Origin of the sequence: Bacillus sp. TH13 (assembly GCF_016651175.1) — a bacterium.
GTDB lineage: Bacteria > Bacillota > Bacilli > Bacillales > Bacillaceae_G > Bacillus_A > Bacillus_A thuringiensis_S.
Window position 1 is genome coordinate 1,281,986 of record NZ_JAEKEJ010000025.1, and the last position, 22,389, is coordinate 1,304,374.

Genomic DNA, 22,389 nt, shown 5'->3' on the forward strand with positions numbered 1-22,389 from the left:
GGATAAAAAAACCTTGAAACATAAAAGTTTCAAGGTTTTCTGCTTATTAACTTAATCTAATAATAGTTAGAGTAGCCCCTGGCGTCGCTGTAGATAATGTAGCCAACGCAATTACTCCAAATAATTGTAAGCTAACTGCAGCTCCAGCAGGCAAGTTAGCGATTATTGTTGCACTAAATGAACCTGCAGCCACTGCCGGGGAGTTTATCGTTCCCGCAAGCGGACTGCCATTTACAGTTATACGGGAACTTACAAGTAATCCTGCCGTTAAATTAATTGTATAGGCTATATAATAGTTTCCTGCATTCGCAACTGTAAATACAGTATTTCCACCACTAACGGTTATTCCTGGTCCAATATTTTGATTGTTTGGTAACGGAATATTCGTGCCACCTAACAAAACAGAAATAACACTTCCTGATGTATTATTCGCAAACGCATACGTTGCAGTTGTACTGACTCCAGTCGCTCCAGTGGCTCCAGCTCCGGTTGGACCTTGGATTCCTTGAGGACCTGTATCTCCAGTTGGACCTTGGGAACCGGTTGCTCCTGTAGCCCCCGTTGGACCTTGGATTCCTTGCGGGCCTTGAATTCCTTGGGGACCTGTAGCTCCCGTTGCTCCTGTAGCTCCCGTTGGACCTTGAATTCCTTGCGGGCCTTGAATTCCTTGTGGGCCTTGAATTCCTTGTGGGCCTTGAATTCCTTGGGGACCTGTCGCTCCCGTTGCTCCTGTAGCTCCCGCTGGACCTTGAATTCCTTGCGGGCCTTGAATTCCTTGGGGACCTGTCGCTCCCGTTGCTCCTGTAGCTCCCGCTGGACCTTGAATTCCTTGCGGGCCTTGAATTCCTTGTGGGCCTTGAATTCCTTGGGGACCTGTAGCTCCCGTTGCTCCTGTAGCTCCCGTTGGACCTTGAATTCCTTGCGGGCCTTGAATTCCTTGTGGGCCTTGTGGGCCGGTCGGACCTATGTCACCTTGCGGACCTTGGATTCCCTGTGGGCCTTGTGCTCCTGTTGCCCCCGTCGCTCCTTGAATTCCTTGAGGACCTTGTGGACCTTGAATTCCTTGTGGGCCGGTTGGACCTATGTCGCCTTGTGGGCCTTGAATTCCTTGGGGACCTTGTGCTCCGGTTGCCCCCGTTACTCCTTGGATTCCTTGCGGACCTTGAATACCCTGTGGACCGGTTGGACCTATCTCTCCTTGAATACCTTGGATTCCTTGCGGACCCTGTAAACCCGTCACTCCGGTTGCTCCCGTTTCTCCTGTCGCACCTGTCACTCCAGTTGAGCCTGTCGCCCCGGTATCTCCTGTTACTCCTGTCGCACCTGTTGCTCCTGTCGGGCCAGGTGGTCCACCTGATGGACCTGTCACTCCCGTCGCACCTGATGGCCCCGTTGGGCCGGTCGGTCCTGCTGGTCCTCCTGACGGGCCAGTCACCCCTGTTGGACCGGTTACTCCTGTTGGACCGGTCGGTCCTTCTCCCGTCGCTCCGGTTGCTCCCGTTTCTCCTGTCGCTCCTGTCACTCCAGTTGAGCCTGTCGCCCCAGTATCTCCTGTTACTCCTGTCGCCCCGGTTGCTCCTGTCGGGCCAGGTGGTCCACCAGATGGACCTGTTACTCCCGCCGGACCTGATGGCCCCGTTGGGCCGGTCGGTCCTGCTGGTCCTCCAGATGGGCCTGTTACCCCTGTTGGACCTGTTACTCCTGTTGGGCCTGTAGTGCCTTCCCCTGTGGCCCCAGTTGCTCCCGTATCTCCTGTTGCCCCCGTCGGACCTTGGATTCCTTGAATTCCTTGTGGACCTTGCACTCCTTGTGCGCCCGTCGCTCCTTGAATGCCTTGTACTCCTTGCACTCCTTGGGGACCCATCGGACCTGTTGGACCAATCCCCCCTTGAGCACCTTGCACTCCTTGGGGACCCTCTGGACCCGTTGCTCCTATTTCCCCTTGTATCCCTTGAATTCCAGTTGCTCCTTGTACTCCTGTTGCTCCCGTTATCCCTTGCACACCTTGAATTCCCTGAATTCCTTGTGGACCTTCTGGACCCGTTGCTCCTACCGGTCCTTGAATGCCTTGTATCCCTTGTTGCCCCTCTGGACCCGTTGCTCCAGCTGGCCCTGGTACTCCTTGTATTCCTTGCGGGCCCTGAAGTCCCTCTGGGCCTTCTGGACCTGTTGGTCCTATATCACCCATTGGACCCTGTATCCCTTGAACTCCTTGTGGTCCTGTTGCTCCTGATGGCCCTGGTACTCCTTGTATTCCTTGTGGACCTTGATCTCCTGTTGCTCCTGTGGCCCCTTGAGGACCTATAGCCCCCTGTATACCTTGTGGACCTTGATCTCCTGTTGCTCCCGTTATCCCTTGAATACCCTGAACCCCTTGGATTCCTTGTTCACCAGTTACTCCCGTCGGACCAGGAATACCTTGAATTCCTTGCGGACCTTCTGGACCTGTTGGGCCAATTGGCCCTTGGATTCCTTGAATTCCTTGTAGCCCCTGCGCACCTGTTGCTCCTGTACTTCCCGTCGGACCAGGAATCCCCTGACCTGTTGCTCCAGTATTTCCAGTTGCACCTGTTGCTCCAGTCGCGCCTGTACTTCCACTCGGTCCACCACCCGGCCCTGTCGCACCAGTTGGCCCTGTCGGACCAGGAGGTCCTCCAGATGGTCCAGTTATCCCTGTTGGACCTGTTATTCCAGTCGGGCCAGTTATCCCCTGACCTGTTGCTCCCGTTGATCCCGTACTTCCACTTGGTCCTTGTGACCCTTGTATTCCTTGGACTCCTTGAATTCCTTGAGGACCAGTTACTCCCGGTATCCCTTGTATTCCTTGGATTCCTTGAGTTCCCTCAGGTCCAGTAGCTCCAATCGGCCCTTGTAATCCCTGTACTCCCTGTATCCCTTGCGCTCCTGTCGCTCCTGTCGGACCAATCGGACCTTGTATTCCTTGCACACCTTGTAAACCTGTCGCTCCCGTTTCCCCTTGTGGCCCCCTTAATCCTTCTGGTCCCTGCTGCCCTTCTGGTCCAGTTGCACCTATTGGTCCAACTGGACCTTGAATCCCTTGCACACCTTGAGGTCCAGTCGGACCCATCTCTCCCATTGGACCTTGAAATCCTCTCGGTCCTTGCGGTCCAGTCGGACCTTGTGGACCTGTTGGACCAGTAATCCCTATACCCGTAAATCCAGTTGGAACAGGAGGAAAAGTAGGACCAATAAGTTCTGGTGGGATTCTAAAATTAGATTGTTGTTTCCCTTTATTATCACGATTCTTCACACTTTCACCACCTACAAAACGTCTTTTTCATAATAAATAAACCTCTTCTTAATCTATTTACAAAAATAATCTCCAAGACTATTTTTATTTCAAATAAATAAAACTCCCTTAATTCCTTAAGGGAGTCCTGCAATTGAATCCATATTATCTGTATTAGGGACAGCTTGCGCTATACCCGATGTATTTACACTTTGCCCCATATTTGTTCCTGTTACAGTACCAGCAGGGGTGCCCCTTGTATATGTCGTCGTCACCGAATCTCCTGGTTGTAAACAAAGTTTTGTCTCCGTCCCTATTACTGTAACAACATCAATCCAGGTGCACCCCATTGAACCACTATATGATTTCGAAGCAGTAAATGAAGTATCACTCAAATTATCACCTGTAAATATATTCCCAGTGTTATTCACAATAACAAACTCTTTTATATGCGCAGGCATAATTACACTCTACCTTTCCTTTACGAACCTAATGTACGTGTACTCGTTGCCAAAGGCGGAAGGAATACCGATGTTCTAATCACCGCTTCTGGCTGCCTTTTTCCATTTAAAAAAATAGCAGCACTCGATCCTCCAGCACCTGCATATACTTTCGCCACAGCTAAAGGCGAGATATCATAGCAGTCGCCGACATTAACAGCTCCTGTATTATTAATAATTTTTACTTTACGCAAATTAATCCCCATTTACCCCTCCTCCTTTTTTATACTGTATGCAAAAAAAAAAAACTTGAAACAGACTCGTTTCAAGTTTTTAACTATTAACTATTTCGTTTCACCTTCATATTGAAGCATACCGCCAACCATGTTCACTGTTTTAAATCCTTGCTCATTTAAATAATGACATACATTTTCACTGCGCATTCCTGAACGACAAATAAAGATATATTCATTCTCTTTATTAAAGAACTCTACTTTATGTGGGATATCGCCCATTTTAATATGTACAGCTTCTGGAATCTTTCCTGCCGCTACTTCTTCATCTTCTCTTACGTCTACTAGAAATAACGTTTCTCCATTTTCTAAACGCTCTTGTACCTCTTCTGTAGTAATTGTTTTAACTTCTGTCATATGTAGTTCCTCCTTATATACAATAAAACCTTTAGTTTCTTTTCCACAAACATTCTCTACCAATTTTAGCATGCAAAAGAAAGAACGCAAAGAATCGAAAAGCTATTTCTCAATTTTCTCGCAAAACTTATTCTTTACAAACATAACTAGCACATTGTATCCTCAATATACTTGTTTTATGAAAGGAGTCGATTAAAATGACGCTTTTTCTTTTCATTATGGGCATTGTGTTCTTACTCGCTGCAATTATTGCCCTTAGTATGAAAAATAATAGAAAAATAAAATCCCCACAAGAAATGTCATTCTTATTTCTATTGCTTAGCATAGCGTTTTTCGGTATAGCAATCGCTACATATATTTTCCGTCTACAAATTATGTAAAAAAAGGTGCCTACTACAAACATTGCACCTTTTCCCCATCATTTGTCTTCTACACAAAACTAGATACTCTCCGATTCAAAAATTCATAAACTTTTTTTTCAAATAAATGAATATCAAATGCTCCTGCCATATGCCCATTTATACTTTCTATCTCATACACTTCCGCATATTTTCCTTGTTTTTGCAAAATATCTACCATTTTATAATTATAACGAGACGGCTGAAGCAAATCTTGTTTACACGGAATCATAAGTACATTCGCTTCTATGTTAGAAAGAGATTCTTCTAGTGAAGAAAACCCATATGCAATATCATGCAATAAAACTGCCTTCGCAGTATACATCCACGAATTTGCATCTACTAACTCTATACTTCTATATGTCGCTTTATTTATCTCTTTTTCAAATGATGTTAGTGTAGAAAACTTTTTATAAGGTTCTATCTCTATACTATTACGAGGAAATGCCATTTCATAAAAATGCTCATCAAACGCGTTCATAAACATCATTCTATTTGCTAAATGAAGCCCCTTTATCGGCTGCTCTTCTCCATATTTTCCATCTTTCCAACTTGGATCCAGTTGAATTGCCTCAATCGCATTTTGTGCTACGTTTACTGACGTAATAATTGGATTTTGTGGGTTCGTAATAACGCCAATCATCCGCTCTACCATATATGGATAGTGAACCGCCCATTGTTGTGCAATCATTCCCCCCGCCGACGGTCCGATTACAGCGTGTAACCTTGAAATTCCCATACCTTTTATTAACTCATATTGCATACGAGCCACATCAAGAAATGTAAAAAACGGAAAATCCATAGCATATTCTTCTCCAGTTTCTTTGTTAATTGATTTCGGTCCTGTTGTAATCACATATGGATTTCTCACCTGCACATTACAAAAATTATCCGTACATATAACAAAATACTTATTTGTATCAATTGCTTTTCCAGGTCCGATGAGCCCATCCCACCAACCAGACTCCTCATCATGCACTGTATATTTTCCTGCCGCATGACTTGTTGCACTAAAATAATGACAAACCAAAATCACATTTGACCTTTCTCTATTTAACGTACCATATGTCTCATATCCCATTTGAACAGGCATTTCCCTGCCATTTTCAAACGTAAACTCTTTTAAAACAAACTTCTCCTTTTTTACAATTTGCACAGCCTCTCCCTCTCCCCGTTATAGTATGAACTGCTTACTAAAGGTTTTTTTCTATGCAAACTAATCTCCTTCTTCTTTTCATAAATAAATGAATAATATACAAAATTAGCCACAAAATAGCACTATATTACACAATTAAAGAGGGCATACATATGATTTGGAATTGGTTACGTAAGAAAAAAAAATCAAATACAACAGAGGCAAAAGAAGCCGATAACTGGAAGCAGCAGTCTAACAATCCAGATGACGATAACAACGAACAGACTAGAAGTATGAAACATACTAAAGGTAAAAATAACGAGCGAGATGATTCTTCTCAAGATAAACAGCAAAACTCTAAGCAAGATGATTCTTCTCAGGAGAAACAGCAAAACTCTAAGCAAGATGACTCTTCTCAGGAGAAACAGCAAAACTCTAAGCAAGATGACTCTTCTCAAGATAAACAGCAAAACTCTAAGCAAGATGACTCTTCTCAAGATAAACAGCAAAACTCTAAGCAAGATGACTCTTCTCAGGAGAAACAGCAAAACTCTAAGCAAGATGACCCTTCTCAGGAGAAACAACAAAACTCTAAACAAGATGACCCTTCTCAGGAGAAACAACAAAACTCTAAGCAAGATGACTCTTCTCAGGAGAAACAGCAAAACTCTAAGCAAGATGACTCTTCTCAAGATAAACAGCAAAACTCTAAGCAAGATGACTCTTCTCAGGAGAAACAACAAAACTCTAAGCAAGATGACTCTTCTCAGGAGAAACAACAAAACTCTAAGCAAGATGACTCTTCTCAAGATAAACAGCAAAACTCTAAGCAAGATGATTCTTCTCAAAGTAAGCAACAAAGCTCTAAACAAAATGATTCTTCTCAGAATAAGCAACAAAGCTCTAAACAAGATGATTCTTCTCAAAGTAAGCAACAAAGCTCTGGAGGTAATAGTATTTATGACTTTACCAAACCAGAAAAAGACCGTATTCATTCTCTACAAGATTTAATAGAGAAACTTAAAAAGTCTAGTGATTTTATTAATTACCATACATCTGACGATGAAACGATGCCTTATTGGATTTCTTACTATCGCCCTTCACTTGATGGAGAGAAATTACAGAAATATTTAATGCCCACTCTTTTAGAAAAACATTGTGCTTCTCTAGAACAACTAAAAGAACATATTCCGATGAGCGGCATTACAATTACGAATGACTTACAAAAAATTGAAGACATGGTTTTAAAGGGGCATGCGATTATTCAACTGAACCAGCAAGATCAAAAGTGCATGCTTGCAAACATTGCAATTGATAATTACCGGGCGCCAAGTCCTCCATTAAATGAATCGACAGTTATTGGTCCTCAGGAAGGTTTCGTAGAAGCTATCGATACGAATATTAATTTAGTACGAAAACGCCTTCCTGTTTTAGAGCTACAGACAAAAGAAATGATTGTTGGAGAGTTTTCAAAAACAAAGGTTGTCATGATGTATTTGGACAACCTCGCTGAAAAAGAGAATGTAGATTTTCTAGAAGAATCATTGCGTGCTCTTGAATATGATCAAATTAATGATAGTGCTTATATCCAAGAATTAATGGGAGAAAAGTCGATTTTCCCTCTCTATATCAATACAGAGCGTACTGATAGAGTTACAAAAGCACTAATTGATGGAAAAATCGCTATTTTTGTTGATGGTTCCCCAAGCGTGTTACTTACACCAGTATCATATTTTGATTTTTTCATTTCACCAGAAGACTATAACGTCTCTTGGCTATACGCTACATTTTCACGCATTTTACGCCTTATCGCTGTTCTATTTTCAATTTGTGCTACACCGTTATACGTTGCAGTTTTAAATTATCATTATGAACTCATTCCAAGTGATTTACTTGAAACTTTAATTTTATCAAGGGCACAAGTACCGTTTCCACCTTTAATTGAAGCGCTCTTTTTAGAACTCGCAATTGATTTATTAAGAGAAGCTGGCGCAAGGTTACCGATGAAAGTTGGTCAAACTCTCGGTATTGTAGGCGGTATCGTAATCGGGCAAGCATCTGTACAAGCTGGTTTAACGAGTAATATTTTATTAATTATCGTTGCCTTATCAGCACTTGCTTCCTTTATTACGCCTATTTATAAAATGGGTAACGCCGTTCGATTACTACGCTTCCCATTTCTAGCATTCGCAGAAGTAGGAGGGCTCTTCGGTATTTCTCTTGGATTTATCTTCTTATTTACGCATCTATTCAGGCTTACTTCCTTACGTAAGCCGTACGCTTTGTTTTATCCGACAAGACAACAATCCGTTAAGGACTCTTGGATTCGTTTTCCTTTAACAATGATTGATACAAGAGATGTACAAGCAAGACCACAACATGTAAAAAAATCAGCAAAAGGGATTTCAACAAAACATAGATCGGACTTTGATGATTAAGAAATGAGGTGCATTGATGAGTAAAGTTCAAGAAAAATATCAAATATCTCCTATCTTTGTTTTCTTCTTAATTCACGGTGCACAATTTGGAGCTGGCGTTCTCGGCTTCGCTCGAATTATAGCAAAAGCCGCCGGATACGACGGCTGGATAGGAGTTCTCCTCACAGGAATTATCATTCATATTCTCATCTGGATGATGTATTATTCATTAAAAAATACAGAAGGAAACTTAATTGATTTACACAAACAGATTTTTGGAAAATGGATTGGAAATGGTATTAGTCTCATCTTTATGGCTTATTTTTTTATTGTAAGTATTTCTGTCGTTCGAACCTATGTCGAAATTATTCAAGTGTGGATGTTTCCTAGCGCATCCACCTGGATGCTCACTTTCTTTTTATGTTTAATAAGTTATTACATTATTTCATCAGGATTCCGCGTCATTACAGGAATTTGTGTTATTTCCGTTGGTGGAACATTAGGTTATCTTTTTCTAAGTCTTTTCATTTTGAAATTCTCACATTGGGATAATTTACTTCCAATGTTTTCACATTCTTTTACAGATATTTTGAAAGCAGCTCAACTATCCATTTATAGTATGACAGGATTTGAAATTTTCCTTATGGTTTATCCGTTTGTTAAAGAACCAGAAAAATCTCATAAATTTGCACAATATGGTGCATTATTCTCTAACTTCTTATATTTATTTAGTACGATTCTCGCTTTTACATTCTTTAGCGAAAAACAACTACTCAAAACAATTTGGTCTCAACTCTCAATGACACAAGTTATTAAGCTTCCTTTTATTGAGCGACTTGAGTATATTGCTATTTCCGGTTATGCTCTCGTTATTATTACAAGCTTTATTCTACCTTTATGGGCCGCTACTCGAGGAACGCATGAAATCTTTCGTGTAAAACAACGAGGTATTTTAATTGCATTTATGCTTATTACCTTAGTTGTTTCACAACTTTTAACAAATAGGCATGATATTAATGATTTTATTAGTAATACATCTAAAGTTAGTTTTTGGCTTATATATATATATATCCCAATTCTATTTATTATTGTGTGGGTGAAAAAAAAATGGACAAAACCAAAAAAAAATTAATACTTCTTATTTGCATCAGTATCTTCAGTCTAACTGGTTGTTTACAAAAAAATATTATTGATGATGTTCAGCTCATTCAAGGAGCTGCCTTCGATACAGCAAAAGATAATAAAGTAAAAGTTACATTTGTTTGTCCCATACAAAAAAAGGGAAATAAAGTTCAAGTTTATGAAGGAACAGGAAACGCAGTAAAACAAGTAAAGGCAGATACATCTTTAGAATCTTCGCAACCGTTCGCAAGCGGGCAAATGCGTGTTGCCTTATTCACAACAAAGATTGCTAAAAAAGGATTATCAACTTCCTTTGACACATTAATTCGTGATGTGAATATTGGTAACTCACTGTATGTTGGACTATTAGAAGGCAGTGGTACTGAACTATTTAAAGGAAAATATAGTACCTCTTACAATGTTGCGATTTATATAAAAAAAATGTTAGAACATAATATGGACACTGGGCCTTTGCCAACTGACAATTTATATTTAGGTGCCTTCAGGTACTACCGTGAAGGACAAGATTCTTATATGCCTATCCTAAAAAAACATGGTGATAAAATAAAAATTACTGGTATCGGTCTTTTGAAAAAGGATAAGTTGGTCGGAACAATTAAGTATCACGATATGTTTGTTTTCAAAGGACTGCTAGAAAAACACCGCTTGGACTCACATGAATTTAAAACCAATCCTGGCTATGCAATGATTAATAACATTCGTTCCGTTCCTACCTACGAAGTAAATACAAAAAATGGAAAACCTTCTTTCTATATTCATGTAAAAATGGAAGCTCGTATTCAAGAATTATCTCGAAAATTCAACTTAGAAAATAAAAAGAACACGCAAAAAATAGCGAAAGCGGTTGAGAAACAGTTAGATGCAAAAGCTACAAAACTAATTAAACAGTTTAAATCCTTAAATGTTGATCCCCTTGGACTTGGAGCAAAATATAGACAACATTATCGCCCATTTAAATTAGAAGAGTGGCGAAAAATGTACAAAGATGTGCCAATTAAAGTAAAGTACACCGTTGATATTACAAATTCTGGTGTAATTGAATGAGAAATGATTGAACTCCTCTCTCCAGCATGATACAACGGAGAGAGGAGTTTTTTATTATCAAATAGAGAGAGAAGATATTTATGGGGGAGCTTATGTCTAAAAAATTAGTAAAGCCTATTTTAAATGGTATTTTATTTCTCGGCGTCTTTTTATTTGCTCATACATACTTGAAAAATGTTTCCTTCACACGTTACTTGCTTGCCGTTATACCAATGTTACTGATCGGTATATTCGGCATTGATCTTATTTTATCTATTTTAATTAAGAAAGAAGAATAACGAGCGAACATCTTATTTCTATAAGATGTTCTTTTCATTTCATAATCACCTTATGTTACAATAAACTTCGGCATAACGTAAGAAAGGATGAAACAACATGACAAACGAAAAAGGTTTAGATAAAGGATACGAACTCGTTGCGAAAATGCATGAAGTATTCGGACATCCTGTAACAAATACCCCAACAAAATTAACAGAAGAGCGCGCAAAAATCCGTGCGAGTTTTATGCAAGAAGAGCTAGAAGAATTTCTAGAAGCAACGACTGTTGAAGATCAATATGATGCACTGATTGACCTTATTTACTTTGCATTTGGAACGTTTGCCGAAATGGGCGTACGTCCAGATAAAGGATTCGAAATTGTAAATAACGCAAACATGGCAAAATTATTCCCTGATGGGAAACCTCGATTCCGCGAAGGCGATGGCAAAATTCTAAAACCAGAAGGCTGGCAAGCGCCAGAGCCACAACTTCGTGCTGAAATCGAACGTCAACGCCAAGAAGCTGAAAAAAACTGCTAGGATTTCCTAGCAGTTTTTTATTATTTCTTTTTTTCTGCAATTTATTAATGACCCACGTGTCCCGCGTGTCCTGCTGCTCCACTAATGCTAGCCGCTCCTGCTGCTGCCCCTGCTCCTCCTGCTCCAATTCCACCTGTCCAAGGAGAAGATTGTTGCTGTTGATATTGTTGATATTGTTGGTATTGTTGGTGCTGTTGACCATGTTGACCATGGTGACCATGTTGCCCTTGATGACCGTGTTGTCCTTGATGACCGTGTTGCCCTTGGTGACCATGGTGACCGTGTTGCCCTTGATGACCGTGTTGCCCTTGGTGACCATGATGAGCGTGCTGGCCTTGGTGCGTTTGATAAAGAACAGCTTGCGGATGAATGTGGTGGTGTCCATGGTGGTGTACTTGTTGCTGATGACCCTGGTGGTCTTGGTGATGATAGTGTCCATGGTGACCGTGTTGGCCTTGATGATGATGGTGTCCATGATGTCCTTGATGTCCTTGGTGTCCTTGGTGCCCTTGGTGCTGATGGTGTCCATGATGTCCTTGGTGCCCTTGGTGCTGATGGTGTCCATGATGTCCTTGGTGCCCTTGGTGCTGATGGTGTCCATGATGTCCATGTTGACCTTGATGGTGGTGATGTCCATGATGTCCGTGAACAACTTGCGGATACCCACCTATTCCTCCAGCTACAACACCTATTCCTGGTACCGGAAATCCTGTCTGCACTCCTCCAACGAAAGAAGGAAATGTAGTTGGTGCTCCTACTGGAATTCCTGTCTGTACACCAGCTACTGATGTTGGAAATCCCCCTGTTATTGTAGGCATTCCAGCCCCTGATGTCGAAAAGCCTCCCATTGATGTAGGCATTTCAGTTTGCATGCCAGCTACCGATGTTGGAAATCCGCCCGCGCCTCCCCCCATCCAGCTCGGAATTCCACCGTATCCTTGTTGTCCTCCTCCCATTAACATCATTTGTTCATAACTATCCGATCCACCTCCGAAGAAGCCATGTGGTGCATTATTGTCCATCCCTTTCATTCCTTTCACCTCTTCTACTCAATTTAGCCTACCTTTTTTATCATATTTCCTATAGAAAAATAGGTGTTTGTCTGTATGGGAATTCCGCTCTTTTATTTGTACGTAATGGAATAATTAAAAACTTAGACTAATCTAATCCATAGATGATTTTCTACACAAAAAAGCTCAGAGCCTAAATGCTCTGAGCTTTTATTTAGCGTTAATTAGTTTGCAACAACGTTAACAAGTTTTCCAGGAACAACAATTACTTTACGAACTGTTTTCCCTTCAATTTGGTCTTGAATTGCTTCAAGTGCAAGTTGTTCCATTTCTTCTTTTGATGCGTCTTTACTCATTGTTAGTTTTGTGCGAACTTTACCCATAACTTGAACAACGATTTCAACTTCATCTTCTACAAGTTTAGACTCATCAAATGTTGGCCAGCTTGCATATGTGATTGTCTCATTGTATCCAAGTTTGCTCCATAGCTCTTCCCCGATATGAGGTGCAACTGGTGCGATCATTTTTACGAAACCTTCTACATATTCTTTCGGAAGTGTTTCAGCTTTGTATGCATCGTTGATGAATACCATCATTTGAGAAATCGCTGTATTGAAGCGAAGCTCTGCATAGTCTTCTGTTACTTTCTTCACTGTTTGGTGATAAGCTTTTTCAAGCTCTTTATTTGGTGCATCAGTAATTTTCTCGCTTAATTCACCGTTATCTTGAATGAATAGACGCCATACGCGGTCTAGGAAACGACGAGCTCCATCAAGACCATTTTCAGACCAAGCGATTGAAGCGTCTAATGGTCCCATAAACATTTCGTATAGACGAAGTGTATCTGCACCGTGGCTTGCTACGATATCATCAGGATTTACAACGTTACCTTTTGATTTACTCATTTTCTCGTTGTTTTCACCTAGAATCATACCTTGGTTAAATAATTGTTGGAACGGTTCTTTCGTTGGAACTACACCGATATCGTATAATACTTTATGCCAGAAACGAGCATATAGTAAGTGAAGTACAGCGTGCTCTGCACCGCCGATATAAATATCAACTGGAAGCCATTGTTTTACTTTTTCAGGATCTACAAGTGCTTCGCTATTGTTTGGATCGATGTAGCGTAGGTAATACCAGCAGCTACCAGCCCATTGCGGCATTGTATTTGTTTCACGACGACCTTTTTTACCCGTTTCAGGATCTACAACATTTACCCACTCGTCAATGTTAGCAAGTGGTGATTCACCTGTACCTGAAGGACGGATGTTTTCTGTTTTCGGAAGAACTAATGGTAATTCTTCTTCCTTCACAGCTGTCATTGTCCCATCTTCCCAGTGAATTACCGGAATTGGCTCACCCCAGTAACGTTGACGGCTGAATAACCAGTCACGTAGACGGTACGTTACTTTTTGATTTCCTGCGCTCGTTACTTCAAGCCATTCAATCATTTTTGCGATTGCCTCTTCTTTATTTAATCCATCAAGGAATGCTGAGTTTACGTGTGCACCATCACCTGTGTACACTTCTTTCGTAATATCTCCGCCTTTTACAACTTCCTTCATCGGAAGATTGAATACTGATGCGAATTCATAGTCACGCTCATCATGAGCTGGAACTGCCATTACAGCACCTGTTCCGTAAGTTGCAAGAACATAGTCAGCAATCCAGATTGGTAATTTCTCACCGTTTACTGGGTTAACTGCGTAAGCACCAGTGAATACACCAGTTTTCTCTTTCGCAAGTTCTGTACGCTCTAGGTCACTCTTCATTTTTACAGCGTTAATGTAAGCTTCTACCGCTTCTTTTTGTTCTGCTGTTGTAATTTCTGCAACAAGTGCATGTTCCGGAGCTAGTACACAGTATGTTGCACCAAATAGTGTATCAGGGCGCGTTGTGAATACTGTGAACTTCTCGTCTGTACCATCGATATTGAAGTGTACTTCTGCACCTTCAGAACGACCGATCCAGTTACGTTGCATATCTTTTAAACTTTCTGGCCAATCAAGTTCATCTAGATCTTCTAATAGACGATCTCCGTAAGCTGTAATTTTTAACATCCACTGTCTCATCGGACGACGCTCAACTGGATGTCCACCACGCTCACTCTTACCATCAATGATTTCTTCGTTTGCAAGTACTGTACCAAGTGCTGGACACCAGTTTACAGGTACTTCATCAACGTAAGCTAAGCCTTTTTCAAATAGTTTTAAGAAGATCCATTGTGTCCACTTATAGTAGTTTGGATCTGTTGTATTTACTTCACGGTCCCAATCATAAGAGAAACCTAGTGATTTAATTTGGTTACGGAACGTATTAATATTATGCTCTGTAAATTCAGCTGGGCTGTTTCCAGTATCAAGTGCATATTGCTCTGCTGGAAGACCGAATGCATCCCATCCCATTGGATGAAGAACGTTATATCCTTGCATACGCTTCATACGAGATAAAATATCTGTCGCTGTATAACCTTCTGGATGTCCTACGTGTAGGCCTGCACCTGATGGATATGGGAACATATCTAGTGCATAAAATTTTGGTTTTTCTGTTTCATCTGGCGTACGGAATGTTTTATTCTCTTCCCAGTACCCTTGCCACTTCTTCTCAATATCTTGATGATTAAAGCTCATGAGATACCCTCCTTGAAATTCTATTTATTTTCACCGCCCAAAATACAAAAAACCTCTCATCCCTAGAAAGGGACGAGAGGTTATAGATTCCCGCGGTACCACCCTAAATTAATGTAAAAATATACATTCGCTTAGATCCGTAACGTGGATTAACGGCAATTGCTACTATTAGTTTCACAACTGCAACTCAAAGGCGAGTTCATAACGAAACGTGGATTGACTTGCACCGACCGTCAACTCTCTAAACCCGCTTCTATTACTACTACTCCTTCTCACTGTTATTACACATATGAGTTAATGTGAACTACCCTCCACTTAGTATCTCTAAAAAGCTTACTTAAAGCGGGCTTCTCGGTTATTCGTTACTTTTAATAACTAACGAATTCGTCTTAAGACAGCCGAGCTATCTCCCTTGTTCAAAAGGTTATTTTATTTAAATATATTCTAAAACATGTTACATGTTCCGTCAAACTAAACTGCAATTTTTTCTTCAACTGTTTCTTCTACTTTTACTCGTTTATCATAAATGCTCGTTGCTATAAGCGCTACTACAAGCATTACCATGATTGCTATAAACAATACTTCCATATTGTATAAATCCACAATCGCTCCGCCAACGACCGGCCCGAACATTTTCCCTACAGTCGCCGCGCTATTTACGATCCCTTGATAAAACCCTAATTTATCTTTTGGTGCAAGTATATTTGCAATCGTTGGAACCGCAGGCCATACAAATAACTCACCAATAGTTAATGTTACCATCGCAACGAGGAACATCGTAAATTGCTGCGCTTGACTTAATACAACGAATGACGCCGCAAAAATGATAATTCCAATCGTAATTTGCTGTTTTAAAGAACGCTTCATCCAGCGAATTAGCATACTAACTAGCGGCTGCGCACAAACGATCATTGCTCCGTTTATCGTCCATAATAAACTATAGTGACGAAGGCTAATATTCAATTCTTGCATATGTGTTGCAATCGCCCCTTGCCACTGTACGTATGTAACCCAGCATAAAGCATATGCTACACACACGATAAGAAGTGCTTTAAATCCAGGTGTAAGTGACCAACCTTTTTTCATTTCGACTTCTTTTTGCACTCCTGGATCCTTCTTGTCTTCCATACCACGGAATCCAATAAAAGCAATTAAGAAGAAAACAAAGTATAAAATAAAGTTCGCTAAGAAAATATAATCAAAACGATACGAAGCAACTAATCCACCACATGCTGTTCCGATCGCAATACCAACGTTTTGTCCAACGTACATCGCATTAAATGCTCGTCTGCCGCCTTCTGGCCAAACCGTACCGACCATCGCATACATCGATGGGAAGACCATTCCAGAACCGAAGCCGATTAACGCTAGCCACACAACATATAACGGCCAACCGTGGAAGAACACAAGACCTAAAATTGATACAAGTGTAATCACAATCCCTACTAAAATTGATTTATAGCCGCCCCATTTATCAAATAAAACACCACCGAGCAAGTTTCCGATTACACCAGTAAGCGAGTTGATCATTAATACCATTCCGGCCACAGATAAAGATTTTCCTAGGTGATCATGCAAATAAATTGTATTAAAAGGCCATAAAAAAGAAGCACCCGTGACATTAATAATCATCCCAGCTACTAATAGCCATACTTTCCTTGGCATAGTTTCCCCTCCTATTCTATTTTTTTCGTTCATATATATAACAGTAAAATTGTAGTCGTTTTTAAATAGGAAGGCAACTGATTAATAGTTGATGAAATTCAGATAATGGTTCGTCGGTAAATGAAATTATATTGGTTGCTGCATGAAAATATATCAGCGATTTTTCAATTATATCGACTTACTGACAAAAAACGACATCAGTAACAATATATAAATAAGGGAGACTGCATGAACTTCATGCAGTCTCCCTTATTTATATTATCCAACTTCTTTTTCTCGCTTCGCACGTTCTTTAGCGCTCCATTTAAATATTTTATCTAATACTGAATATATTCTCCCAGATTCTTTCGTTAACAAAGGTCCTAACGATGCCAATATTAAAACATACAGGGCTGAGAATGGTTTAATCGTTGCCATTAAGCCGCCCGCAATTCCAATATTCGCGACGATAATGGAAAACTCTCCGCGTGATACAAGTGTTAAACCAATATTCGTAGAAGCCTTATGCGATAATCCCGCTTTACGCCCTGCAGCCATTCCAGCGGTAAAATTACCGATAAGAGTAATGAAAACTGCTCCTAATGCCAACCACACTGCTCCTCCAAGTGAAAATGGATCTATACTTAAACCGAAGCTGAAAAAGAATATAGCTCCAAAGAAATCACGAAACGGAACAACGAGCTGTTCAATCCGATCACTATGCTCCGTTTCTGAAAAGACGAGTCCTAGTAATAATGCTCCAATCGCCTCTGCAACATGAATCGTTTCTGAAAATCCTGCTACAAAGAACAAAATAGCGAATATTACAATAATAAAAATTTCATTGGATGAAATATCTAACATTTTATTTAAAAATCGCGTAGCTTTTCTAGCAACTACAAAGAATAGTAGCATATACCCTACCGCGATTAAAATAGATGTAAGAGCACCTACAAATGACGTTGCCCCTCCGAGTACTAATCCTGAAACGACTGATAAATATACCGCTAAAAAGATATCATCAAACATAATGATTCCTAAAATTAGCTCCGTCTCTTTATTACCAGATCTTCTTAAATCAACAATTACTTTCGCAACAATTGCACTCGATGAAATTGTTATGATCCCAGCAATAATTAATGTTTCTAATAAGGGGAAACCCATTATATATCCGTAAAGTAAACCTAATATAAAATTAAGCGATATATGAACAGTTCCCCCAAAAGCAATTGATTTTCCTGATTTAATTAATTTTTTAATTGAGAATTCTAAGCCTAAATAGAATAAGAGGAATATAACGCCAACACGGCCGAGGAAGGAAATAACTTCTCCGCTTTCAATAAATCTTAAATCGATAAGCCCTAAATCTGGGGCATGAGGCCCCACTAACATACCGAGTATAATGAGAAACGGAATAATCGAGAACTTTAACTTTGCAGCGAGAATAGCTGCAAAAGCGACTAATACTAACGCAGTTCCAACTTCAAAGATTAAAGTATCCATCGATTATGAATCCCCTCCTACTGAAAGCAACTCATTAATAATTCTTTTTACTTCATGTCTTTCGCCTGATAATACGAGCATATCGCCAGCTTCAATGATAGAATCTGGGCCTGGATTAAAGAACTTCTTCATATTCTTTTTCAAAATGGCAATAATTGTTACGTTATATGCGTTTCGGACATGTAAACTACCAATTGTTTTTTGTACGACTGGTGCATTATTTTCCACCTTAAACCACTCAATTGATAACCCTTCAAAAGCCATTTCAATCGTATCTAAAGCTTGTGGTCTATATACCATTCCGCCCAATATAGCTGCAATTTGTCTCGCTTCGGAATCTCGAAGCGAGACGCTTGAAATACTCTCCTCATGATCAGCATCAAAATGGTACATTTCTCTTCGGCCATCATCATGAATAACGATAACCATCTTTTCATTACCTTTTGTAATCACTTCAAACTTACATCCAATACCCGGCAGTTCACTCTCTCTAATATTCATATTTTCCGCCTCCTAATTTTTTTAGTTACGGCTTTTATAAATCGACATCAATCTCCGTTTTAAAGGTCTCATCCTTTGAGATACCTAAATACTTTAGCGTCTCTGATGGAGTCGCGTGATGAAAATGTTTTTGCAATAGCGCAATCGCTATCCCTCTTTTGTACGCATGAAATCCAAACGTTTTTCGCATTGAATTCGTTCCGATCTTACCAACAACTCCAACTGCTTCTGCAGCATTATGAATTACACGATACGCTTGTTGGCGCGTAATTGAATTTGGCGTTTTATTAGATTGAAATACGTAATTTTCTCTTTTAACGCCAATAGATTGTACGTAATCTAAAAGCGCTTCTTTTACTTTTGTATTTAAATAAATATCTTGTTTAAATTTTTCATCTTTCACAGGAAGAGAATAAAACTCTTTAACAGTCCCGTCTTCATTTAATACATCTTCAAATTTCATGCTAAGTAGTTCTGTAATTTTTAATCCTGTGTTAATTCCAATAACAAATAAAAGATAGTCTCGCTGGGAGTGCTCTTTTAAATATTTTTTCATAGCCTCAATTTGGCTTATATCTTTTAATGCCTCTACAACTTCCATACATGTATTCTCCTCATCTTATGAACGGTAATTTTCTCATCATGTTGTCCATTTTACCTTATCATGCTATGAGATTTCCATGTATTATCCATTATTTTCACAATATACTTTTGTAATCCAAGCAATTTTCAATTTGGAAATTTACGATTGTACAAATACGTTGTGGTTAGAAAAGAAATAGGGGATAAAAGTTCAGCTTCTTTCTATAGATTGGATTCCTCCTTTCCTTATCCAGCTGCTTCCACTTTCATATTACGTTACTTATTTACATTATATTATATATTTCAGTAACATTAAAGTGTTTTTTCTGAAAATAATAAAAACCGAGCGTTTTTGCTCGGTTTTTATTATTAATCTTCTTTCGGAAGAACAATTCCTTTATACAATTGAACTGTAATGAAGTAATAAATCGCATAAATAACTACGAAAATTACGATTGGTACCCAAATACGGAAGTACGGATCGATTAAAATAAATCCGAAAATATTCATACCAACTAATACGTGAGCGATACCCACAATTGCTGGGAATAAGAATACTAAGAATAACTCTTTATAAATCGATTTCGTTAATAACTCACGGCGCACACCGATTTTACGAAGCATTTGATAACGCGTAATATCTTTTGATGCACCAGAAAGAATTTTAAACATAAGACAGCTTGCCATCATTGCTAAGAACGCAATTCCAAGGAAGAATCCCATAAATACTGTTCCACTCGCAATGCCATAGAACCCACTATAAGCTTGATATTTACTATCCATTTGTTCAGCTTTTACATTTTTATATTTAGCTAGCTGCAACTCGTCAATTTTTTTCCATTCTTTTGTGTATGCTACGAAATCGTCTGTTTTTCCAGTAAATACGATTCCTTCTTTACCATTTACAGTATCGTACATTTTTTGATCTACAACTTTAATGGCACGATCTTGGTATATATAATATGGTTGGATTGTTCTAAATGCCTCATCCCATTCTTCAGGCATTGCTTTTTCATTTTTATCTTGTTCTGATCTCACTCCTGCTACTGTACCTACTGGAGCTTCTCCTGAAATTTCTTTATATTTACCGAAACTTTCTTTACCTACACCATCTCGAATAAATGGCTTATGTTTCTCTAAATCTTCTTTTACATAATAAATATATTTGTCGTCTACTTTATAACGGTACTCAGCTTTATTTTTAAATGATATACCATCTAAAATTTTCTTCTCTTCAGCTGTTGGATTATGAACTACTGAATCATATATTACTAAACCATCAACCATTTTTATAACGTTATTTTTAAACGCCATACCACCTGAAATCGCACCAGCTCCAAGCGCTACTAACATCGCTACTGTCGCAAGTACTTTCGTTAAACTATTAATGCGGAAATTTAATTGAGCAAATGTAAAAGCGTTAAGCCCTTTTTCACTACGCTTTTTATTACTTTTTAACTTTTTCATAATAACTGGAAGAAGTGATCCAAATAGCATGTAAGTACCAGCTGTTGTTGTAATTAATGCAATAAGGATTCCCATTTCTCTTAGTTTTTCCATGTAAATCATTGATGCATAGCCAATTCCTAATAAAATAACAGCAAGGATTGCAACGACACCTGTCATTTTTCCTTTTACCGCAACACGCTCTGTTTGTGCATCCGCATGTACAAGTTGCAGTACAGAAATACGTGATAATTTAATACTGTTCATAATTGCTGATAATACAAATAGCGCAAAGAAGAAGATGCAAGTAACAGTCATAGATGGAAGGTAAAATGCTTTATAGCCTTCACCAGCAAATTCCAATTGTTTCATTAATAATTGACCAATACCTTCTGCAAGTCCTACACCAACCGCAATTCCGATTGCAAGAGACGCAGCACCTAATACAATCGTTTCAATAAACATAAGTAATGTAACTTTATGCTTTTTTGCTCCTAACATCATATACATACCAAACTCTTTTTGACGAAGAGATAGTAGAAACGAGTTCGCATATAAAATATAGAAGAACGTTATAATAGCTAGTAAAAATGAACCTGCTTGGAATACGAATCCAATTGATTGAATAACTGAGTTAGATTCGATAAACGCTTTATTCAGCGCTAACGTTTGGAACATATAAAAAATTGAGATAGACATGACAAGACCAACAAGTAAGACGATATAATCTTTCAGCTTACTCTTCAGCCCCGACATGGAAAGTTTGAATAACATGCTCTAGAACCTCCTTTCTTACGCTTTTTGTGTGCCTAGGTCCGCAAGCACATCTAAAATTTCTTTATAAAACTCTTCACGTGTACCACCGCGATGAATTTCTTTATACAGCTCACCATCTTGAATGAATAAAATTCGCTGACAATAACTTGCACTATACGGATCATGTGTAACCATCATAATAGATACGCCTTGTTCTTTGTTTAAGTTTGTCATCGCATCAAGTAAGCTCGCTGCATTTTTAGAATCAAGAGCTCCTGTTGGCTCATCCCCTAAAATAATTGCTGGCTCATGCACAAGTGCGCGCGCTGCTGCTGAACGTTGTTTCTGCCCACCAGATACTTCAGATGGATACTTTTGAAGAATTTCTGTAATCCCTAACATACCCGCTACTTTTTCTACTTTTGGTCCAATGTTACGTGATGAAACACCTTGAAGAGAAAGTGGAAGTGCAATATTTTCATAAATAGATAAGTTCTCTAATAAGTTGAAGTCTTGGAAAATGAATCCTAACTTTTGTGAACGAAAATCAGAAAGCTCACCTTGTTTCATTTTCGTAATATCCGTGCCCGCAATTTCAACAACGCCGCCCGTTGCTTTATCAAGTGTTGAAATTACGTTTAATAATGTCGTTTTACCAGAACCAGATGGTCCCATAATCCCTACAAACTCACCCTCTTGAATTGAGAATGAAACACCTTTTAACGCATGTGATTGGTTCTCACCTTTTTTACCGTACACTTTTTGGACGTTTTTCACGTCTACAACTGGTTTCGTCATATATATCCTCCTACGCTTGTTTTTCCATTACCTATTTTGCGCTTTTTGGAAGTGAACTGCTATTTGTTAACATTACATTTACCTTACACTTTTGTAATATAAAAAAGATGAGTGTGTAAGGTTCGTTGATAAATGAAAATTTTATTAGCGATTTCCCCACTTTTATCAGCGATTCGCGAAGGAATATCGCCTTACCGAATAAGATGACAATAAAAAATAGGCTGCTCCACAAAAGGAACAG

General features: G+C 39.4%; 19 protein-coding genes and 1 other annotated feature. Of the genes, 6 read left to right on the top strand and 13 right to left on the bottom strand.

From position 1 onward, the window contains the following. Positions 1-46: 46 nt before the first annotated feature. From JFU02_RS32470 to JFU02_RS14930, 4 genes are all read right to left on the bottom strand, one after another. On the bottom strand, positions 47-3,271 hold the full coding sequence (locus JFU02_RS32470) for a BclA C-terminal domain-containing protein (protein WP_201071177.1): 3,225 nt from the start codon (positions 3,269-3,271) through the stop codon (positions 47-49). A gap of 116 nt (positions 3,272-3,387) precedes the next feature. Further along, complete coding sequence (locus JFU02_RS14920) at positions 3,388-3,711, bottom strand: hypothetical protein (RefSeq protein WP_001110855.1); 324 nt, start codon at positions 3,709-3,711, stop codon at positions 3,388-3,390. A 20-nt stretch (positions 3,712-3,731) separates the two neighbouring features. Continuing rightward, a complete protein-coding gene (locus tag JFU02_RS14925; RefSeq protein WP_000512463.1) occupies positions 3,732-3,956 on the bottom strand; it encodes a spore germination protein in 225 nt (74 codons plus the stop codon). Between the two features lie 78 nt (positions 3,957-4,034). Continuing rightward, positions 4,035-4,340, bottom strand: a complete 306-nt coding sequence (locus JFU02_RS14930; protein WP_000141209.1) for a rhodanese-like domain-containing protein — start codon at positions 4,338-4,340, stop codon at positions 4,035-4,037. Between the two features lie 197 nt (positions 4,341-4,537). On the opposite strand from JFU02_RS14930, the gene JFU02_RS14935 reads away from it, so the two are divergent. Beyond that, on the top strand, positions 4,538-4,720 hold the full coding sequence (locus JFU02_RS14935; protein ID WP_000171888.1) for a hypothetical protein: 183 nt from the start codon (positions 4,538-4,540) through the stop codon (positions 4,718-4,720). 49 nt (positions 4,721-4,769) lie between these two features. On the opposite strand, the gene JFU02_RS14940 is transcribed toward JFU02_RS14935, so the two are convergent. Next, a complete protein-coding gene (locus tag JFU02_RS14940; RefSeq protein WP_201071180.1) occupies positions 4,770-5,894 on the bottom strand; it encodes an alpha/beta fold hydrolase in 1,125 nt (374 codons plus the stop codon). Positions 5,895-6,046: 152 nt separating this feature from the next. Between JFU02_RS14940 and JFU02_RS14945 the strand changes: the two genes are divergently transcribed. The 5 genes from JFU02_RS14945 (at position 6,047) to JFU02_RS14965 (ending at position 11,275) form a co-directional block, all read left to right on the top strand. Further along, complete coding sequence (locus JFU02_RS14945; protein ID WP_201071182.1) at positions 6,047-8,311, top strand: spore germination protein; 2,265 nt, start codon at positions 6,047-6,049, stop codon at positions 8,309-8,311. A 16-nt stretch (positions 8,312-8,327) separates the two neighbouring features. Beyond that, entirely contained in the window at positions 8,328-9,422 is a 1,095-nt protein-coding gene (locus tag JFU02_RS14950; RefSeq protein WP_061667145.1) for a spore germination protein, read from the top strand. After that, positions 9,398-10,477 carry a Ger(x)C family spore germination protein gene (locus tag JFU02_RS14955; RefSeq protein ID WP_201071184.1) on the top strand — a complete coding sequence of 360 codons (1,080 nt, stop codon included), beginning with the start codon at positions 9,398-9,400 and terminating at the stop codon, positions 10,475-10,477. Before JFU02_RS14950 ends, JFU02_RS14955 begins: the two co-directional genes overlap by 25 nt. Before the next feature lie 92 nt (positions 10,478-10,569). Next, entirely contained in the window at positions 10,570-10,755 is a 186-nt protein-coding gene (locus tag JFU02_RS14960; protein WP_000038776.1) for a hypothetical protein, read from the top strand. A gap of 97 nt (positions 10,756-10,852) precedes the next feature. Next, positions 10,853-11,275, top strand: a complete 423-nt coding sequence (locus JFU02_RS14965; protein WP_000180554.1) for a pyrophosphohydrolase domain-containing protein — start codon at positions 10,853-10,855, stop codon at positions 11,273-11,275. 44 nt (positions 11,276-11,319) lie between these two features. On the opposite strand, the gene JFU02_RS14970 is transcribed toward JFU02_RS14965, so the two are convergent. The 8 genes from JFU02_RS14970 to JFU02_RS15005 all read right to left on the bottom strand — a co-directional run bounded on the left by JFU02_RS14970 (position 11,320) and on the right by JFU02_RS15005 (position 22,148). Continuing rightward, positions 11,320-12,306, bottom strand: a complete 987-nt coding sequence (locus JFU02_RS14970) for a hypothetical protein (protein WP_201071187.1) — start codon at positions 12,304-12,306, stop codon at positions 11,320-11,322. Positions 12,307-12,509: 203 nt separating this feature from the next. Next, positions 12,510-14,918, bottom strand: a complete 2,409-nt coding sequence (leuS, locus tag JFU02_RS14975) for a leucine--tRNA ligase (RefSeq protein ID WP_000009440.1) — start codon at positions 14,916-14,918, stop codon at positions 12,510-12,512. 65 nt (positions 14,919-14,983) lie between these two features. Further along, positions 14,984-15,203 (bottom strand) — a binding site (T-box leader). A gap of 186 nt (positions 15,204-15,389) precedes the next feature. Then, positions 15,390-16,583, bottom strand: coding sequence for an MDR family MFS transporter (locus JFU02_RS14980; RefSeq protein WP_098285321.1), 1,194 nt, complete (start codon positions 16,581-16,583; stop codon positions 15,390-15,392). A gap of 258 nt (positions 16,584-16,841) precedes the next feature. Further along, on the bottom strand, positions 16,842-18,065 hold the full coding sequence (locus tag JFU02_RS14985; protein WP_000380172.1) for a cation:proton antiporter: 1,224 nt from the start codon (positions 18,063-18,065) through the stop codon (positions 16,842-16,844). 3 nt (positions 18,066-18,068) lie between these two features. After that, entirely contained in the window at positions 18,069-18,566 is a 498-nt protein-coding gene (locus JFU02_RS14990; RefSeq protein WP_061667141.1) for a cation:proton antiporter regulatory subunit, read from the bottom strand. A gap of 34 nt (positions 18,567-18,600) precedes the next feature. Continuing rightward, on the bottom strand, positions 18,601-19,167 hold the full coding sequence (locus tag JFU02_RS14995) for a tyrosine-type recombinase/integrase (protein WP_000454208.1): 567 nt from the start codon (positions 19,165-19,167) through the stop codon (positions 18,601-18,603). A gap of 350 nt (positions 19,168-19,517) precedes the next feature. Next, entirely contained in the window at positions 19,518-21,368 is a 1,851-nt protein-coding gene (locus JFU02_RS15000; RefSeq protein ID WP_000897773.1) for an FtsX-like permease family protein, read from the bottom strand. A gap of 18 nt (positions 21,369-21,386) precedes the next feature. Beyond that, positions 21,387-22,148, bottom strand: a complete 762-nt coding sequence (locus tag JFU02_RS15005) for an ABC transporter ATP-binding protein (RefSeq protein ID WP_000165856.1) — start codon at positions 22,146-22,148, stop codon at positions 21,387-21,389. Between the last annotated feature and the right edge of the window lie 241 nt (positions 22,149-22,389).

Excerpts from the sequence above, each read along its gene's own strand:
- JFU02_RS14985 (WP_000380172.1), bottom strand. The coding sequence starts at position 18,065 with ATGGATACTTTAATCTTTGAAGTTGGAACTGCGTTAGTATTAGTCGCT.
- JFU02_RS14945 (WP_201071182.1), top strand. The coding sequence starts at position 6,047 with ATGATTTGGAATTGGTTACGTAAGAAAAAAAAATCAAATACAACAGAG.
- JFU02_RS14980 (WP_098285321.1), bottom strand. The coding sequence starts at position 16,583 with ATGCCAAGGAAAGTATGGCTATTAGTAGCTGGGATGATTATTAATGTC.
- JFU02_RS14950 (WP_061667145.1), top strand. The coding sequence starts at position 8,328 with ATGAGTAAAGTTCAAGAAAAATATCAAATATCTCCTATCTTTGTTTTC.
- JFU02_RS14990 (WP_061667141.1), bottom strand. The coding sequence starts at position 18,566 with ATGAATATTAGAGAGAGTGAACTGCCGGGTATTGGATGTAAGTTTGAA.
- leuS (WP_000009440.1), bottom strand. The coding sequence starts at position 14,918 with ATGAGCTTTAATCATCAAGATATTGAGAAGAAGTGGCAAGGGTACTGG.
- JFU02_RS15005 (WP_000165856.1), bottom strand. The coding sequence starts at position 22,148 with ATGACGAAACCAGTTGTAGACGTGAAAAACGTCCAAAAAGTGTACGGT.
- JFU02_RS14960 (WP_000038776.1), top strand. The coding sequence starts at position 10,570 with ATGTCTAAAAAATTAGTAAAGCCTATTTTAAATGGTATTTTATTTCTC.
- JFU02_RS14925 (WP_000512463.1), bottom strand. The coding sequence starts at position 3,956 with ATGGGGATTAATTTGCGTAAAGTAAAAATTATTAATAATACAGGAGCT.
- JFU02_RS14965 (WP_000180554.1), top strand. The coding sequence starts at position 10,853 with ATGACAAACGAAAAAGGTTTAGATAAAGGATACGAACTCGTTGCGAAA.
- JFU02_RS14970 (WP_201071187.1), bottom strand. The coding sequence starts at position 12,306 with ATGAAAGGGATGGACAATAATGCACCACATGGCTTCTTCGGAGGTGGA.
- JFU02_RS14930 (WP_000141209.1), bottom strand. The coding sequence starts at position 4,340 with ATGACAGAAGTTAAAACAATTACTACAGAAGAGGTACAAGAGCGTTTA.
- JFU02_RS14920 (WP_001110855.1), bottom strand. The coding sequence starts at position 3,711 with ATGCCTGCGCATATAAAAGAGTTTGTTATTGTGAATAACACTGGGAAT.
- JFU02_RS14955 (WP_201071184.1), top strand. The coding sequence starts at position 9,398 with ATGGACAAAACCAAAAAAAAATTAATACTTCTTATTTGCATCAGTATC.
- JFU02_RS15000 (WP_000897773.1), bottom strand. The coding sequence starts at position 21,368 with ATGTTATTCAAACTTTCCATGTCGGGGCTGAAGAGTAAGCTGAAAGAT.
- JFU02_RS14935 (WP_000171888.1), top strand. The coding sequence starts at position 4,538 with ATGACGCTTTTTCTTTTCATTATGGGCATTGTGTTCTTACTCGCTGCA.
- JFU02_RS14995 (WP_000454208.1), bottom strand. The coding sequence starts at position 19,167 with ATGGAAGTTGTAGAGGCATTAAAAGATATAAGCCAAATTGAGGCTATG.